General features: G+C 68.3%; 9 protein-coding genes. 5 read left to right on the top strand and 4 right to left on the bottom strand.

Translation table 11 applies throughout. The annotated features are described in order from the left end of the window. Positions 1-67: 67 nt before the first annotated feature. A complete protein-coding gene (locus OG963_RS00700; RefSeq protein ID WP_327425423.1) occupies positions 68-244 on the bottom strand; it encodes a hypothetical protein in 177 nt (58 codons plus the stop codon). Positions 245-427: 183 nt separating this feature from the next. Here OG963_RS00700 and OG963_RS00705 point away from each other — a divergent pair, with 183 nt between their 5' ends. Continuing rightward, positions 428-1,297, top strand: a complete 870-nt coding sequence (locus tag OG963_RS00705) for a hypothetical protein (protein WP_327425424.1) — start codon at positions 428-430, stop codon at positions 1,295-1,297. Positions 1,298-1,928: 631 nt separating this feature from the next. On the opposite strand, the gene OG963_RS00710 is transcribed toward OG963_RS00705, so the two are convergent. Then, the gene (locus tag OG963_RS00710) at positions 1,929-4,103 is read right to left on the bottom strand and encodes a DUF262 domain-containing protein (protein ID WP_327425425.1); all 2,175 of its coding nucleotides are present in this window, start codon (positions 4,101-4,103) and stop codon (positions 1,929-1,931) included. 240 nt (positions 4,104-4,343) lie between these two features. Here OG963_RS00710 and OG963_RS00715 point away from each other — a divergent pair, with 240 nt between their 5' ends. Further along, complete coding sequence (locus OG963_RS00715) at positions 4,344-6,581, top strand: hypothetical protein (RefSeq protein ID WP_327425426.1); 2,238 nt, start codon at positions 4,344-4,346, stop codon at positions 6,579-6,581. Positions 6,582-7,120: 539 nt separating this feature from the next. On the opposite strand, the gene OG963_RS00720 is transcribed toward OG963_RS00715, so the two are convergent. Next, positions 7,121-7,924, bottom strand: a complete 804-nt coding sequence (locus tag OG963_RS00720; RefSeq protein ID WP_327425427.1) for a hypothetical protein — start codon at positions 7,922-7,924, stop codon at positions 7,121-7,123. A 746-nt stretch (positions 7,925-8,670) separates the two neighbouring features. On the opposite strand from OG963_RS00720, the gene OG963_RS00725 reads away from it, so the two are divergent. Together OG963_RS00725 and OG963_RS00730 are read left to right on the top strand one after the other, a co-directional pair. After that, entirely contained in the window at positions 8,671-9,246 is a 576-nt protein-coding gene (locus tag OG963_RS00725; RefSeq protein ID WP_327425428.1) for a hypothetical protein, read from the top strand. 61 nt (positions 9,247-9,307) lie between these two features. Next, on the top strand, positions 9,308-11,314 hold the full coding sequence (locus tag OG963_RS00730; protein WP_327425429.1) for a DEAD/DEAH box helicase family protein: 2,007 nt from the start codon (positions 9,308-9,310) through the stop codon (positions 11,312-11,314). Positions 11,315-11,609: 295 nt separating this feature from the next. On the opposite strand, the gene OG963_RS00735 is transcribed toward OG963_RS00730, so the two are convergent. Continuing rightward, positions 11,610-12,173 carry a hypothetical protein gene (locus OG963_RS00735; protein WP_327425430.1) on the bottom strand — a complete coding sequence of 188 codons (564 nt, stop codon included), beginning with the start codon at positions 12,171-12,173 and terminating at the stop codon, positions 11,610-11,612. A gap of 71 nt (positions 12,174-12,244) precedes the next feature. On the opposite strand from OG963_RS00735, the gene OG963_RS00740 reads away from it, so the two are divergent. Continuing rightward, positions 12,245-14,035: a TerD family protein gene (locus tag OG963_RS00740; RefSeq protein ID WP_327425431.1), complete on the top strand. Its 1,791-nt coding sequence runs from the start codon at positions 12,245-12,247 to the stop codon at positions 14,033-14,035. Positions 14,036-14,853 lie beyond the last annotated feature (818 nt).

Consider the following 14,853-nt stretch of genomic DNA (forward strand, 5'->3'; position numbering starts at 1 on the left):
GGCGTCCGATGCCGGTGAAGGTCTCCGGGCGGCGAAGGCGGGTGTAACGATCCGGCGGGCGGGGGATTCAGTCGTGCCATTGGGCGAGCACCCAGCCGGCCAGTAGCGATCCGACATGCCGGAAAGCGCCGGAGAGGAGGCTCAGGGACATCAGACGTGGCCAGGACATACCCCGCTGGCAGGGATCGGACTGCGCGGGCGAGGTGCCGGGGCAGTTGTGGCTCGCGGGCTCTGCTGTGGTCATGGAGAAGTCCTCTCTGGGTGGATGGCAGGCACGCAGAATCCGGCCAGGAACAGGGAAAGACGGCGGACTGTCGACCGGGCGGGCTGCCAGGTGGCCTGTGCTTTCGATCGTGGCAGCGACCGTGCGGCTGACGCACGCTCAAGGCGGCTCTGTCTGGGGCGGAAACGCTGTATTTTCCAGATCGTGCAGTACTGGGAGAGCATCACCGGACCTGGCACCATCGACGAACTGGTGGCCGACGCGCACGCGGCGGGCCACGCAGACTTCAACGCGCGGCTGGCCCATGCGTGGATCGCCAAGGGCATCCTGGGCAGCCCGCAGAAACGCACCCTGCACCGCGGCTCCGACAAGGCCCTGCACAGCGCCCATCAGCGCAGGCTGCTGCTCATCGTGCTCGACAAACGCCGCCGGTCGCCGGAGCTGAAGCTGAACTCCCTTGCCCAGATCCCGCTGGCCCTGTGGCTGTGGTGGGGCGAGGAGTACGTGGTCGTGCAACAGGCGCAGCGGGCGTTTTCCACCTGGCTCGGGCGCAGCCAGCGCAACAAGGACGTCGCCCGCGAGGGGGCTGTGGGACTGCTGCGACAGATCGACCACCCGCTCGCCACACCGACGGCGCGCACCCGCCTGGTACGGCTGGTCACCGACCTGGGCAACGGCCGGGCCCTGACCCCACGAGGGCGGGCCGAACTGGTGGACGCGGTGCGGGAGGTGATGGAACCCGACAGCGTGTTCGCCGCCAGCGGGATAGTGCGCGCCGTGGGTCCCGTGGGGGCCCCGATGACGTGCGAGCACGTCATCGCCCACGCCGAGATCATCAGCCTGGCCGTGCAGCACGTCCTGCGCGCGGGCGTGAGTGAGCAGCTCCTGGAAGAAGCGCGCGCCTCGGCCCGGGCCTGGACGGCCGACTATCTCGCCGAGCGCCCCGGTCTCGAGGCTGCGGCCGGGTCCCTCGCCGACGCCTTCCGCTCCCCCACCTTGGACGAACAGGTCAACACCGCCGGCAAACGGCTGCTGTACACCGTGGGCCTCCTGCTGAGGCAGCGTCAGCAGTGACGGACGGCGCGCCTGGCCGCGGGCCGGCCAGCAAGCAGCCCGACGATGGAGCTTCGCTCGTTCAAGGCTGAGTTCATGGCCCTGAGATGAGCGATGAAAGTGGGGGCCGTCGTCGCGGGCACTCTATGCCTGGCTGTCTGCGAGAGCGAGCTGCTGATCGATCCGTCGCGTCTCGATCGCCTCCTCAGTGCCGAGGCCCACCGCAACGGCACCGCTCCCGACACCGGCATCCACGCCCTCTCGGCCCACGCCGACGGCACCGTCCGGCTCGCCGGTGAAACACCACGCGGCTCCCGCCCGCCCCCGGTCAGCCGACGGGGCAGTCCGTATGCGGGCTTCTGTTCCGTGCCGTCCTCACGCCCGCCGGTTCGGGCGGAGGGTTGGTGTCAACGGAGGAGTCGCTGACGCGCTCCACTCGCACATCGATCCCCGAAAACAGCACAGCCTCGACCGTCTTGCTCGCCATGCCAGGACATACTCTGCCGAAACGATCCCTTGCTCACTTCGCTGACCGGGATCGGGGCAGCCGCCGCCGACAGACCTGCCTGACCGGCTACAGCGCGCCGGCCGCCGCCGCGCGGTCGCGGATGGTCCGCAGGCTGACGCGTACTCCGTTCTCTTCTTCGATGTGTCATTCGTTCATTCCCTGGCAGGTCTTGGTGCCGCGGGCGACGGCCCCGGCCTCGTCGGCCCGGCCGTAAGGTGTGCCTCCGGTCGCGGCGAGGATGATGCCGCCGTTCGCGTCGATGGTGGCCCAGTGCTCGGTGGCGCGGTAGGTGAGCACGATCCGGGTGCCGGCTGTCAAAACTTGGGCGTCGATCATCCTGGCCACGTCGGTGCGTCGGCCAGAAGCCGCTCTGCGCCGCGGAGGGGCCTGGCGCGGACGGGCGACCGGCTGGCCGGCGTCAGGCCCCGGAGGTGCAACGGCAGCAGAGACGGGCAACCCCAGGCGTTCGGGTTTCCAGATGTGTTCGAACAGGCGCAGATACAGCTCCTGTCGGGTCTCGATGACCGTGGTCATGGTCTCTGTCGGCCCGAAGGCCCGCATGTGCTTGTCGAGTTGGTGTGCCTTGATGAAGTCGCGCAGTTCAGGGTTGCGGTGATCGTATTCAGGGGCCAGGACGCCCAGGAGGACGTTGTTGCGGGCGTAGAGGCGGTTCTTGTCGTGGAAGGGGAGGTCATTGATGCTGGAGTTCTCGCGGCCCCTCAGCAGGCCGAGGCCACCGAGTTGGTTGCGGCGGCTGCGGAAGACGACCGGGTCTGGGATGTCACCGGCGACGCGATGGTGGTGGTTGGCCCACAGGTGTTCTATGTGGAACTGGTCGCGGTCGAGGTAGGCGAGGATGTCGAAGGGCTTTTTGCAGGCCTCGTCGGCGTAAGCGGTGGCGCGGGCGAGGAGATAGCGGATCTGATGGGCGTTGTTGCCTCTCAGGCCCAGGGTGATTGCTTCGCGCACCGGGTTCCCGTTGTGCTGGGCGAGGTCGCCCAGTGTGGAGGCGACGTCGGCGACGGTGCGGCAGCCGCGCAGGAGGGGGACGAGCTCGGTGTGGACCAGGGCGTCGGCGTCGGCGGACTGGACGGGCAGGTCCTGCAGGATCCGCAGGGCGTACCAGCGGTCGATGTAGGAGGCGACGAGGCGGCCCTTGTCCTTGGCGTCGGTGGGCCGGTCGTCGGGGGCGATGGCAGCGAGCACGGCGACGGACTGGACGCCGAGGCCGTTGCGCTCGTTGAACAGCACCGTCTCCAGGCGGTCGCCGTCCATCTTCAGGGTGCGGGTGGCGGCGAGGACGGGCCTGTACAGACGAGCCGTTTTCAGCAGATTCTGTACGAAGTTGAGGAAGTGGTCGGGGCGTCCCGGGGTCAGGCCGAGGTACTCCGCGTTGTGGCGTACCCACACGTTGAGGTTGGTGGTGATCTGGCGGCGGTCCTCATCGCAGTCCTCGCGCGCGCAGCGAGCAAGGAGGTATGCCTTGATGAAGCGGGATGCCGCCTGGGGGTCATCGCGGTCGGTGGAGAGTTCCCTCAGCATCTCCTGCCACTGGGTGTTCAGCTGATCTTCAGCGGAGCCGACGTTGGACAGCAGATGGCTCTTGAGGAGGTCGACGGTGGTGAGGCGGGCGCCGCGGTCATTCATCGTCTCGAACATGCGGTAGCCGTGGTCGGGGCCTGCCGCGCGGATGCCCACCAGGACCACGCGTGTCAGGAGCCATTCGGTGAAGGGGTGGAGCTTCTCGGCATCGAGTTCCTCGGCAAGCTGGGATTCGATCTGCTGGCCGCGTGCCCACAGGTTGCGGCGGGAGAGGGAGTCCCCCGCGCCGGCCTCGTATTTACGGCCCTCGCTGACGGCTTGCAGGACGGGGTCGTGGTCGGTGATGCCGACGCTGAAGTGCTTCCCGTCGGTCGTGATGACACGGTTGAGTTGGTCGACCGTGTGCGTGTCACCGGCCTCCCGAGCCGACAGTCTCAGCTGCAAAAAGAGCAGGTGCAAAGTGACGAAGCGCTGCTGACCGTCGACGAGGAAGCGGCGCTTCTTCGACGGCTCGTGGTAGACGAAGGGGCCGAGGAAGTACTGCGGCGCGGTGTGGGGGCGGCGCCGGTACGCGGAGTCGCCCAACCAGTGCTTGAACGAATCGCACAAATCCCGCAGCAGGGTGCGGACTTCTTCGTCACCCCAGGTGTAGTCACGCTGGTAGTAGTCGATCTCGTACGTCACGTCACGGAACAGCTCATTCAGGCTGAATCCCTGAGACCTGATCTCGTCCGCCCCCACGCAACCACCCCTCACCTGCCAGGCATATCCCGTCATGCTCCCAATCCGGCGCCGCGGCGTACAGACGGCGCGGGAGTCTGGTCGGCGGCGTGCAGAAACATCGGCGCAGGCGACGGTGTCGTCCCCGGCCCGCTGTTTTTCCCGACTACGGTCCCAGCCGCTGCCGCGGCGCACGTTTGCCCGCAGCCGTGCGGGCTGCGGGCAGGCCGACGTTGTGGGTGATGGCAGCCGCGACTGAACGGGGCGGTGTCAGTGCCCGCCGCTAGGGTCGGTGCTGTGATCAGGGAGTACTACCCGCGGGCGTGGCAGCACCTGCGCGACGCGCAGCAGGCCAAGATGGCGATGGCGCCACTGTGGAGCACGCTCCTCAAGGACGGACTCGTCGAGGAGAGCGTGGTCACGCATCCGGACGGGTCGGGGGTCATCGGTGCCTGGCTGGCCTGGCCACCAGGCGGGCAGGCGGAACTGACCGAGCTGTTCCGCGGGTGTGTGCGAGAGTTGTGGGCTTGTCTGGATGCGCTGGTGACGGAGTCGGTTGAGGCGTTCAGTGCGCTGCAGCGGCTGCGCAGGCCGGAGTGTCCCCGGTTCTTTCCGGTCGCTGATTCTCTCGAGGGGTTCAGGGCGTCGCTGGCCGAGTCGTGCATGGACGGCACCCTGCGCTCGCACGTGGCGATGGTGGAGGATTGCCAGCCCTTCCAGGACAGCGACGGCGACGAGGTCATCGACAGAATCCGCCGCGGGCTGGGCTATCTGCTGGAGTGGGAGGCAGCGCTGGATTCGGGTGCGGTGATGGGCGCCTGGGCGACTCCCATCGAACCGCAGGTCCATGCCGCGGCGCCCGCGGTGGTCGAGAGCGTGGAGGCGGCGGAGCCCGGTGCGCTCGACGGACAAGAGCGTGTCCTGGCCCGCTACCGGCTGAGCTCCTACCAGAGCGGGTGCGCTGTGAACGCGCAGGCCGGCACCTGGGTCGATCTGTGTTTCACCGAGGGGTTCGCCCCGGCCGATGACGAGGACACCTTCGGTCAGCGGCTGTCGCTGGTGATCGAGGCGGTCACCCGGTTCGCCACCTCGTTCGCGTGGCTGTCCAGCCAGGTGCCGGGCAGCCGGCGCGTGCTGTCTGCCGGACGCGCCGGCGCTACGGATACCTGGATCGAGGCCACGCGCTCGTCGAGGCACTGGTCCGCCGAGGAGCTGGCCGCACTGGCCTCCTCGGACATCGGCCTGGGGCGGGTCCAGGACGCCGACACGCTCACGCTGATGGTGAGCACGCCCGGCGGTGTGTTCGAGCGGGTCGTCCCGCACGCGACACCCCTGCGCCACCACGACCGGCGGGGCACGGCCGCGGAGACAGCCGTCAAGGATGCGGCCGCCACCTGGGGCCTGCCCGATTTTGTGATGGCCCCGAGCGTGGAGCGCAAAGGCCGCGGGGTGCGGGAGATCAGTGACGGACTGCTGGTGGTCGGCGACCGCGGTGTGGTCGTGCAGATCAAGGCCCGCGAGGGCGAACCCGCCACCGTGGAGCGGGAGACGTCCTGGGTCCTCAAACAGCTGACCGCGGCGGGCAAGCAGATCCACGGCACTGTACGCCGGCTGAAAACGCAGGGCGTGCAGATGGTCAACGGACGCGGCCACCGTCTCAGCATCGACAGCCCGGCCATCGACTGGGTAGGCGTCACCATCATCGAACACCCCGTTCCCCCGCAGGAGTTGACTGTTCCCGAACACCACGGGAACACGCCGGTGATCGCCCTGCTGCGGCGTGACTGGGAGTTCCTGTTCCACCAGCTTCGCTCCACCCACGCCGTCGTCGGCTATCTGCACCGGGTCGGCACGTCGGCGCCCGTTCTGGGCGGCGAGCCGGAGCGTTACTACGAGCTGGCCGCCGCGGATGCCGAGGCAGCACCGGAAGAGGCGGACCCGTCCTGGACTCGGCGCGGCGGACAGCCGCACAGCGTGCCGCTGCTGCCCGCCGCCCCGGCCGGCAGTGACGACGACGAAGCTCACACCATGGTCCGCGTCATGCTCGAGGACGTAGCGACCAGCCCACTGGACCCGGACGAGTGGGATACCCGGCAACGCGTCCTGGCCTCTCTCGACAGCCTGCCGGTCGGGTGCCGCACAGATCTGGGCCGATTTCTGCTGGACGCGCTGGCCGCGGTCGCCGAGCCTGAGACAGGCACCACGGTATGGCGGATGCGCACCTTCATCGCCGGGCCTGACCTGGATCAGCTTGGCTTCGCCGTCTGTTCCGCCCTGACCGACCACACCCGCGCCGCGTTCTCCGCCTGGCTTCAGCTCCGCCATCACGAACGCGGCGAGCATGCGAACCTCGCCCAGCTCATGTCGGTCGGTGTGCTGCTCACTCCCCGCGCCGACGGCTACCGGGAATGGGACACCACCATGAGTGCCATCAGCGGCGACCCGGAAGTGACCGGTGAGGAACTACGCGCCTATCAGGATCTGTTCAATACGCCCAACGGCCCGGCAGGCACAGCATCGAGGCCATCGCCCTGACAAGGCGGCAAGACGGACAGCGGCAGGTTGCCTGCTACGGCGCCGGCTGGCGGCAAGCAGCTGGAGCAGAGCGTCAGTTGGAGGGGGGATCTGCCATGCGTCACGGCGCCCCATGGCGTCTGGCAGGGACAGTGCGTCCCGCACTGCGAGCACCGTCAGCGGCCAGGCGCCGCTGAGCGATCTTCACTATGCCGTTGACTACGCTGCGGCCACGGTCACCGTCGCTCCGGCGATCACAGGATCCATGCCGTACGTTCCCCTTCCGGATGGCTTGCTCGGTATCGCCCGCGCATCGCACCCACCACAACCGTGCTGATTTCTCCGGGCGTTGTGACATCTGGCTGGTCACAGGGCTATCGCTGCTCCGATGCCGTGCGCCGCGCACGGTGGTGCGCGGGAAGGCCCGCCGCCCCGGCCGCGGGGATGGGTAGATGCGCCGGCCAAGACAGGCATTGGCGTACCCCGCCGCGGTGCAGCTTGTGGACGCCGCGCTGCGGTCGCCTTCGGCCGTTCGGTGATCGGCCGGGCCCCCGCTGTGGTCAGCGGTGTTCGTGCAGCCGGGTGAGGAACTGCCGGACGAGGGCGTCGGCTTCGTCGGCGCTGAATCCTTCGACCAGGATGCGTTCGATGTGGGCGATTCCGCTGTTGCGGCAGAGTCTGTCGAGGCTGGCGTCCGCGGCGAAGTGTTCGTGGTGACGGGGCTCGCCGACCTCGATGACGCCCACCCGGCCGGAGGCGGTGACGAGGAAGTCCGGAGCCCAGGTGCTGCCGCCGCCGACCCGGGCCCTCGGCAGCGGGAAGATGGCGATGGTGGAATTTTGCGGCAGTTGTGCCTGTGCCCGCTTCAGCGCCTCGTAGACGAGGATTTGCTGCCGGGATTCGAAGGTGAAACCGTCCCTGCTGAGGGTGGCGGCTGCCTCCTTGGCACGGGGCCGGGGGTACTGGCTGGGGGATGTTTTGTTGATCAGCTTCTCTTGGAGGCTCTGCCGCCAGTCGTCACCGGTCGCGGGGAGGGCTGGTATGGCGCTGACGTTGTCGACCAGCAGGTCGTGACGTGCCGCCACGTGGACGAGCAGGGGCCGGATGGCAGCGAGGACCTCCTTGGTGAAGCGGGCAACGAGGTAGAGCGGAACGATGAGTGCGACGTCTTCGCCTTCCTCGGACAGGTCGCTGGGGAGATGCTCGATGTCTTCCACGTCCGCCAGCAAGGCGGCGGCCTGGCTGTTTCCGTCCTCGTACAGCAGGAACGCTGTCTGGGCCAGGACGCGATGCAAGATGGCCGTGAGGGTCTCGTCCGGCTCCGGTGACGTGTCGGTGGCCGCAACGGCACCGGGCGCATACACCTGTGTGGGACCTTCAGGGCTGGGGAGGTCGGGGTCGACGGGGTCCTGCCTTGCACCAGCAGCTCTACCGCGGGCGGAGGATTGAGAAACTCTGCGAGTACCTCCTCGAGCACGTTGGGACATTCCGAGTTGATCAAGGTGTCGTATGCGCCCGGGCTGAACATGTTGAGCGTCAGCGTGGTGCCGTCGTAGAAGAGCACGCTCGCGTTCTGGCTCAGCAGGATCCAGGCGAACCGCATCCGCTCTTTGACGACTTGCAGAAGCTGCGGCCACAGCTCCTGCGTGTCTGCCGTCCCGTCCGCCATGGCACCCTCCCCGTGTGCTGCCCCCACCAGCAGCGTAGGAAGAGACACCGGCCGCCAGAGGCGGATCGCTGCTGCCGTTACCCGTATGCATGAACTCCGTCCGCACGGAAAGGCCTTGGACTGGCCGATCCAGAACTCGCCGTATCCGCACGACCTCGACCAGATGGCCCGTCGGACCAACTCGTCCGCCGGGTTAGAGATGCGGCAGCTCGCGCTGTACGGAGCGGCCGTCGCTCAATCGGTGTGCTGTTCTGGAGAATCCTGCGCCCGACCGGGGGCTCCACGAGAGGATGCACTGGGTCGGTGGGCAGTACGCAGTGGGTCACCGAAGGCGCATGGTTCCCGGACCGGCCGAACCCCAGCATGTCTGTGGGGGTTGGATGGCGGTGGACGCTGTGGGAGTGGGATGAGCGGGGGGACATGGCGACGTGGTTTGAACGGATGGCAGCGATTCCTGGTGTGCGGTTCACCGGAAGCCCTGGTGTCGCCCGTGAAGCGCTCGCAGCGGCGCGTGTCCGTCCGAAGGTGTCGTACGGCTCGCTGACGTGGCCGTCTGCTGAGGGCCGTACGTCGGCAACGCCGGCCAGCCGGCATGTGCCGGTGGAGGCGAGCGGAACGGACCTGGTCACCCGGGTCTGGGAGGCGCTGGAGCTTCCCGGTGGGGCGATGGACTACCACTTCGTCCTCCAAGGCGCGGTGGACCGCTTGTGGAGCGGCAGACGCTCCTACCCTGACGGGCTTGAGCTGCTTGAGGTGTTCGCGCTGCTGGACTTGGAGTTGATGGAGGCTGCCCCGCAGGCCGTCTCCTTTGACACCGGCTCTGTCCCGACCTCGTTCGTGCACGTGACGTCCGTTCCCCGGCTGGTGATGCTGCTGGAACGCGAAGGCGCCTTCACCGACGCCCTCGAAGTGGCGCGGCGGCTGGCCCGTTTCGAGCAGGGTGAGGATGCGGTGGACCGTCTCTCGGAGAAGATCGGCGCACTGGCGGCCGAGGCGACGGCTGGCGGGGCGGCATGAGCGCCGGTCTGGAGCTGCGATCCCCTCGGCGTCCTACCTGGAAGAGGCCTTCCTACGCTGGGTGCTCACTCCAGCCGCGCAGCGGGGCATCGTGGCGCATGTACGCAGTCAGCATCCGGTGACGGTCAACGAACGGACCTACCGACTGGACTATCTGATCGCTGGCGAGTCGCTGCATCTGGCCGTGGAGTTGGACGGGTTCACCTTCCACAGTGACCGTGCCGCCTTCACCTACGACCGGTTGCGGCAGAACGACCTGGCGGCCACGGGGCTGACGGTGCTGCGGTTTTCCTACGACGCGGTGCGCCTGGACACCGCACGCTGCGTCGCGCAGTTGCAGGCGATGCTGCGCCAGGATGCCGTGCTCTCGCCACTGGTCATCGCCGCGCCGCGCGTCGAGGTCCCGGAGATGGTGGGCGATCCCCTGCGGGCGGCCGATCCGCCTCGGGGTACCCGGTCATCTGCAGATGAGGCCTACTTCGCCGGTGTGCGCGCTCAGGTGACCCGAGAGCCGTTGCGTACCTGCCAGGACGAGGCCCTGGCCGCGCTGGCCAACTACTACGCTTCCGGCGGTCGGCATGCGGCCACGGTGATGGCGGTCGGGGCCGGCAAGACCGCGCTGGGGGTGGCGGCCGCGTTGTCCTTCACCAGGCGGCGAGCGCTGGTGGTGACTCCGGGCTCGGTCATCCGCGGCACCTTCGCCAAGGCACTCGACCCCGGTGTGCCGGGCAATGTCCTGTACGGGCTGGCGGGCGGGCCCCTGCTGCCGGGTGCCCGGCCGCCGGCCACACTGGTGCTGGACGCGGATGACGAGCAGATCAGCCAGGTGAGTCGGCAGCGGTTGCTGGCTGCGGACGTGCTGGTCACCAACTTCCATGCGCTGGGTACTGGCGACAAGGGCGGGGACCTGCTGGCCAAGCTGGAGCCGGGCGATGTCGACTTCATCGTGGTCGACGAGGCCCATATCGCGGCCAGCGCCTCCTACCAGCGGCTGTTCGCCCACTTCCGGGATGCGCGCACGCTGTTGATGTCGGCGTGCTTCCAGCGCCTGGACGGCAAGCCGATCGACGCCGATGTCGTCTACCGCTACCGGCTGGTGGATTCCATCGCGGACGGCTCGGCGAAGAACCTGCGCGTGCACCGGTTCGCCCCGGACGCGGCGACGACGGTGTACGAGGCGGTGTGGTCCGACGGGCGACGCGAGCAGATCACCGGCCGCGATGCGCTGTTGGCCGCGTTGGGCGACGAGCGGAGGATGGCCCGCATCACCGCGCAGTCCGATGCCTCGATCCGGCAGGTGATGATGGTGACGCGGGCCTGTCTGGATGCGCAGGCCAAGCTGCTGGCCCCGGTCAAACCCCGGGCGCTGTTTGCGGCGATGGGTGAGGCCCACGCTCAGCAGATCGCCCGGATCGCCGAAGAGCACGGCATTCCCTGCGCCACGCTGCACCACAGCATGTCGCCGTCGTCGATCAAAGCCACACGGCGGCGCTTCGAGTCGGACGCGGGTGATCTGCAGGGCATCGTGCAACTGCGGATGCTTGGCCAGGGCTACGACTTCCCGCCCATCACCGTCGTCGTACCGGTGCGTCCCTATGGCAGTTTCGGCGAGTTCTACCAGTTCATCGGACGTGGCGTGCGGGTGCTGCGCCAGCCGGGTCTGGCCGCCGATCAGCAGTATCTGGATGTGGTCTGCCATGCCGAACTCGGCCTTGAGGACCATCTGGAGGCCATGTGCGCGGACAACGACATGGATCCCGCGCTGCTGCTCGGCGTTCCCTTGATCGACACCTCCACGCTGGAGGCGGACTTCGCCGGCGGTAACGGCCTCGGGGAAAGGGACTCTGACAGTGCGCTCCCGGTCGGAGTCGACGCGTTCGTGCTGTACGAGCAGGGGCGTGTTGAGCAGCGGGTCGTGCATGACCTGGACCGGGTGGAGGCCCGGCGGGCGGAGCGGGAAATGCAGCTGATGGCCCAGCGCTACGCCGTCTACGCGCAAAACACCGCGGCTCCGATGCCGTTTGAGAAGTTCGTCGACTACATGCGGAGGCTGACCGGTGGCCAGTGACCAGCCGCGCTGGTGGCAACCCGTTATCGATGCGTCCCCCGAAGACGCGCTTGCCTTCGAGGCAGCTGCCGGCCAGCAACAAAGGTTCGTCCAGCTCGACACGCTCGCCACCCGGTTGCTGACTGCAGCGCTCCACGGCCAGCCCACGGTCTCGGTGGTCCGCAGCACCGGGCCGCAGGCCGCGGACAACGTCGAGGTGCTGGGGCTCAGATCCCAGGAAAAGGCGTGGTGCGCTGAAACGTTCGGGGTGCCGGAGCAGCAGCGGCGCGGTGCCTGGTACCTGCCGCAGAAGCTGTCACTGAAAGCCGGGTCGGTGAACCTGCCCCAGCTGGTGCGCGAACGCCCAGCCCATGCCCTGACGCTGGCCGCGGACGACTCGGCCAGCGTGAGCCTGGTGGACGGCGCAGCCGACGCGGTGCTGCTGTGGGCAGTGCTGGTCCCGTTGTTCGAGACACTGATCGAACCGATCCGGGTTCGGGCAGCGGGGTCTGGGAAGACGACCGACGACCAGCGGCAAATGTGGTCCGGCATCGAGGAACGCTACCGGCTGCTGGGCATCGCCGGCGATGTTCTGGATGCCTTCCGCTTCGGCGGCAGATGGCACCGGCTGGACCGGCACGGCCAGCAGCACGCCCGCCTGCGCCTCCTGGACGCTTTGGCGGCCGTTGATCCGCTGCAGCTCGTCACCCGCCATCGCATCCTGCAACTGCAGGCGCTGATGGCCGGATTCGCCAAGAAATCCAAGACCGGCACCGCCCTCGCGCGCCGGGTTGTGACGCGCGCACTGCAGCCGGTTGTCTCCGGCTACTTCGCCGGCGACTGGCTGGCCACGCTGGACTACCTGCAGGCGCCGCCGCACCCGACGAGGAGGTCATCACCGCGCTGCCCGAACCGCGCCTGTATGTGGGAATGTCCGCCCAGGCGGCCGACATGGCAGCCGAGGCAGGCATCCCAGAGGACGAGATCCACGCGATGCTCGCGGCCTTCCTCGGCGGCCCGACCTCCCTCTCCCCCGTCGAAGAACGCGTGGCGGCTCTGCGCGAGTGGTGGACGGCCTTCGACCAGGCGCACGCCGTCCAAAGACCCGGCATGCGGCCGCTGTGGGGGCTCGTCGACGACAACATCATGGCCTTTTCCTGGCAGGACGAACACGGCTTCACCCAGCAGCTGTACCGGCAGGTGCTGCCCGCTTCCGTCAACGAGCAGGTGGACCGGCTGTGGCAGTCGGTGACCCTGCAGCGGCACGCCAAGAGCCTCGTCAGCAACCCCCGCCCCCACCAGCTGATGGCCGAAGCCCTCGGCCCCGCCCCGGAGTTCTGGCACGGCGTCGCGCTGACCGCCTGGTTTGTGTGCGAAGGCCCCTACTCCCGCGCTCCCCTGTCCGGTGTGGCCGACTACTACAGCCGCACCCTCACCGCGCTGACTGCCGCCGGCTGCCCGGTCCCCCCGGACTTGTTCGAGGAACTGCGCATCGCTGAGCAGCACCTGGGCCCCGCAGAGATGATCATCAAGGAGCGCACAGAGCTCCCGGTGGACACCGCCATCGGCGCCTTCACCATGACGTCGACCATCAGCGGCGGCAGCCGCCGCGAAGGCTTCGAACGGGCCCGCGACATCATCACCCGCCATCGTCGTGCCTGGACCGAGCAGTACCTCGACACCTACCTGCAGCAGCGCTGGCGCACCGCCTTGGAAGGCGTCGCCCAGGCGCACCACCGGTTCGTGGCCGCGAAGGGCCGTCCGCCCACCCTGATCCAGTTCGCCCAGTTCGCCACCGCCGCAGCCAACCAGTGGACCGGCGGCGACCTCGGCGCTCTCTACACCGCGATCGGGGAACCCGCACCCGCCCAGCAACTGCACCCGGCCCGTCTGCTGCCGGGTGACGGCTATGACGTCGCCCAGCGCGTCTACACCGCGCTCGGCGGCACCACGGTCGACAACGACCTGCGCATGAACCAGCCCGAAGAAGCCCGACGGCAGTGGCAACTCAGCCGCCTAGCCGTCGAAAGCCTGCGATACCTGCAGCTCCACGAAGCGCTCGGACAGCCCCCAACGGGCAAACAGTTCGGCTCTTCACGCCTGGCCTGGCCATGGCCCGGAGAGGAAACTGAGGGCTGGCCGCTTTTCCAGCACACCCTCGCCGCTCTGACCAACACCAGCCCGCCCGCAAGTGAACCTGCCGCAGGGACGGCCGAGGCCGCCCCAAGCCTGCTGGACAACACCAAGCACGTGCTGGCCAAGGGAGCCAACGCCCCTCTGCGAACCGAATCGGTAGCGGTGCGCCTCATCACTACCGGCGTGCCAGTCGATGTCTCTGCCGTACTCCTCACCAGCCACGGCAAAGTACGCAGCGACCACGACCTGGTCTTCTACAACCACCCGCACCACGACGGAGTCCGCACCAGCGGCGACACGGTCACCGCAGATCTGCCGCACGTACCCGACGACGTCCACACCGTGGCCGTCATCACCAGCATCGACCTCGAAGCCCAACCCACCGCTTCCTTCGACCAGAACACCACGTGGCACGTCGAGGTCACCCAACCCGCTGGCGGCGGACTCGCCTTCACGCCTGCCCCGTTCGTCTCGGGCGAGACCGTCACCATCGCTATGGAGATCTACCGGCATGGTTCGGGCTGGAAAGTACGTGCTGTCGGCCAGGGCTACGACACCGGGCTTGCTGGCCTGGCCGCGGACTACGGCATCAACGTCGAACCCTGACGGCAATGTCAGTGCCTGTCGCTAGGGTCGATTCTGTGATCAGTGGCCAAGAGCCAAACCCGCCGGCCGGCAAGGGGGCATGGCGGAAGGCAGTCCGTCGCTCGTCTCCTGCACGCGGGTGCGATCGTGACCGAAAGCCACATCACGCGTCGGGTACTACGGGAACTGCTTTGATCGCAGGAACCGTCCTTCATCCCGTGCCCACTGGTTGCCGGGGTTCGGGAGCTGCAAGAGGTGGCGCACGGTAAGAGAGGGATGGACATGTCGCGTGGGCACAGAGTCACGGTGACGGTTGCCGCTGTGGCCGTTATCGCCTCAACTCCCGCTTTCTGGCTGCTCGATGGGCCGAATGCCGGGCAGATGGTGGGGGCTTCGGTGCAGGGCGCCACAGGGGTGTGCGCCTTGTTGTGGGCCTGGAAGCAGCCAGCCGCACGGGCACGGGACACCGTCACACGGACGGGGCGGGCTGAAGCGTACGGCGGAGGAGAGGCCCACACCGGCATTCGCCGTCGTCATGGAGGCAGCGGAGAGGGGAGTGTGGAGCAGAGCGGGGATGCGAGCGCCCGCGGGCAGGGAAGCAGGGCCGGCACCGGCATCGACTACACCGGCTAAGGCTGCCATGGCGGCGGGGTGGATGGTGAGAGGGCCGATGAAACGGTTCCGGGTGAGGCGCCCGACCCGTGGCGAGGACGGCACCGAGCAAACGGCGCCGCCCGTCAGCGTCAGCGAGAGCGGTGATGCCGTCGCCACGGATAGCGGCGATGCGCTGAGCGGCTACCGCGGCCCGGGCCCCCAGGCGGATGGCCGGGCCGTGCGGG

This window comes from Streptomyces sp. NBC_01707 (assembly GCF_041438805.1).
In the GTDB taxonomy this organism is placed as follows: Bacteria; Actinomycetota; Actinomycetes; order Streptomycetales; family Streptomycetaceae; genus Streptomyces.

Excerpts from the sequence above, each read along its gene's own strand:
- OG963_RS00700 (WP_327425423.1), bottom strand. The coding sequence starts at position 244 with ATGACCACAGCAGAGCCCGCGAGCCACAACTGCCCCGGCACCTCGCCC.
- OG963_RS00710 (WP_327425425.1), bottom strand. The coding sequence starts at position 4,103 with ATGACGGGATATGCCTGGCAGGTGAGGGGTGGTTGCGTGGGGGCGGAC.
- OG963_RS00725 (WP_327425428.1), top strand. The coding sequence starts at position 8,671 with ATGGCAGCGATTCCTGGTGTGCGGTTCACCGGAAGCCCTGGTGTCGCC.
- OG963_RS00740 (WP_327425431.1), top strand. The coding sequence starts at position 12,245 with ATGGCAGCCGAGGCAGGCATCCCAGAGGACGAGATCCACGCGATGCTC.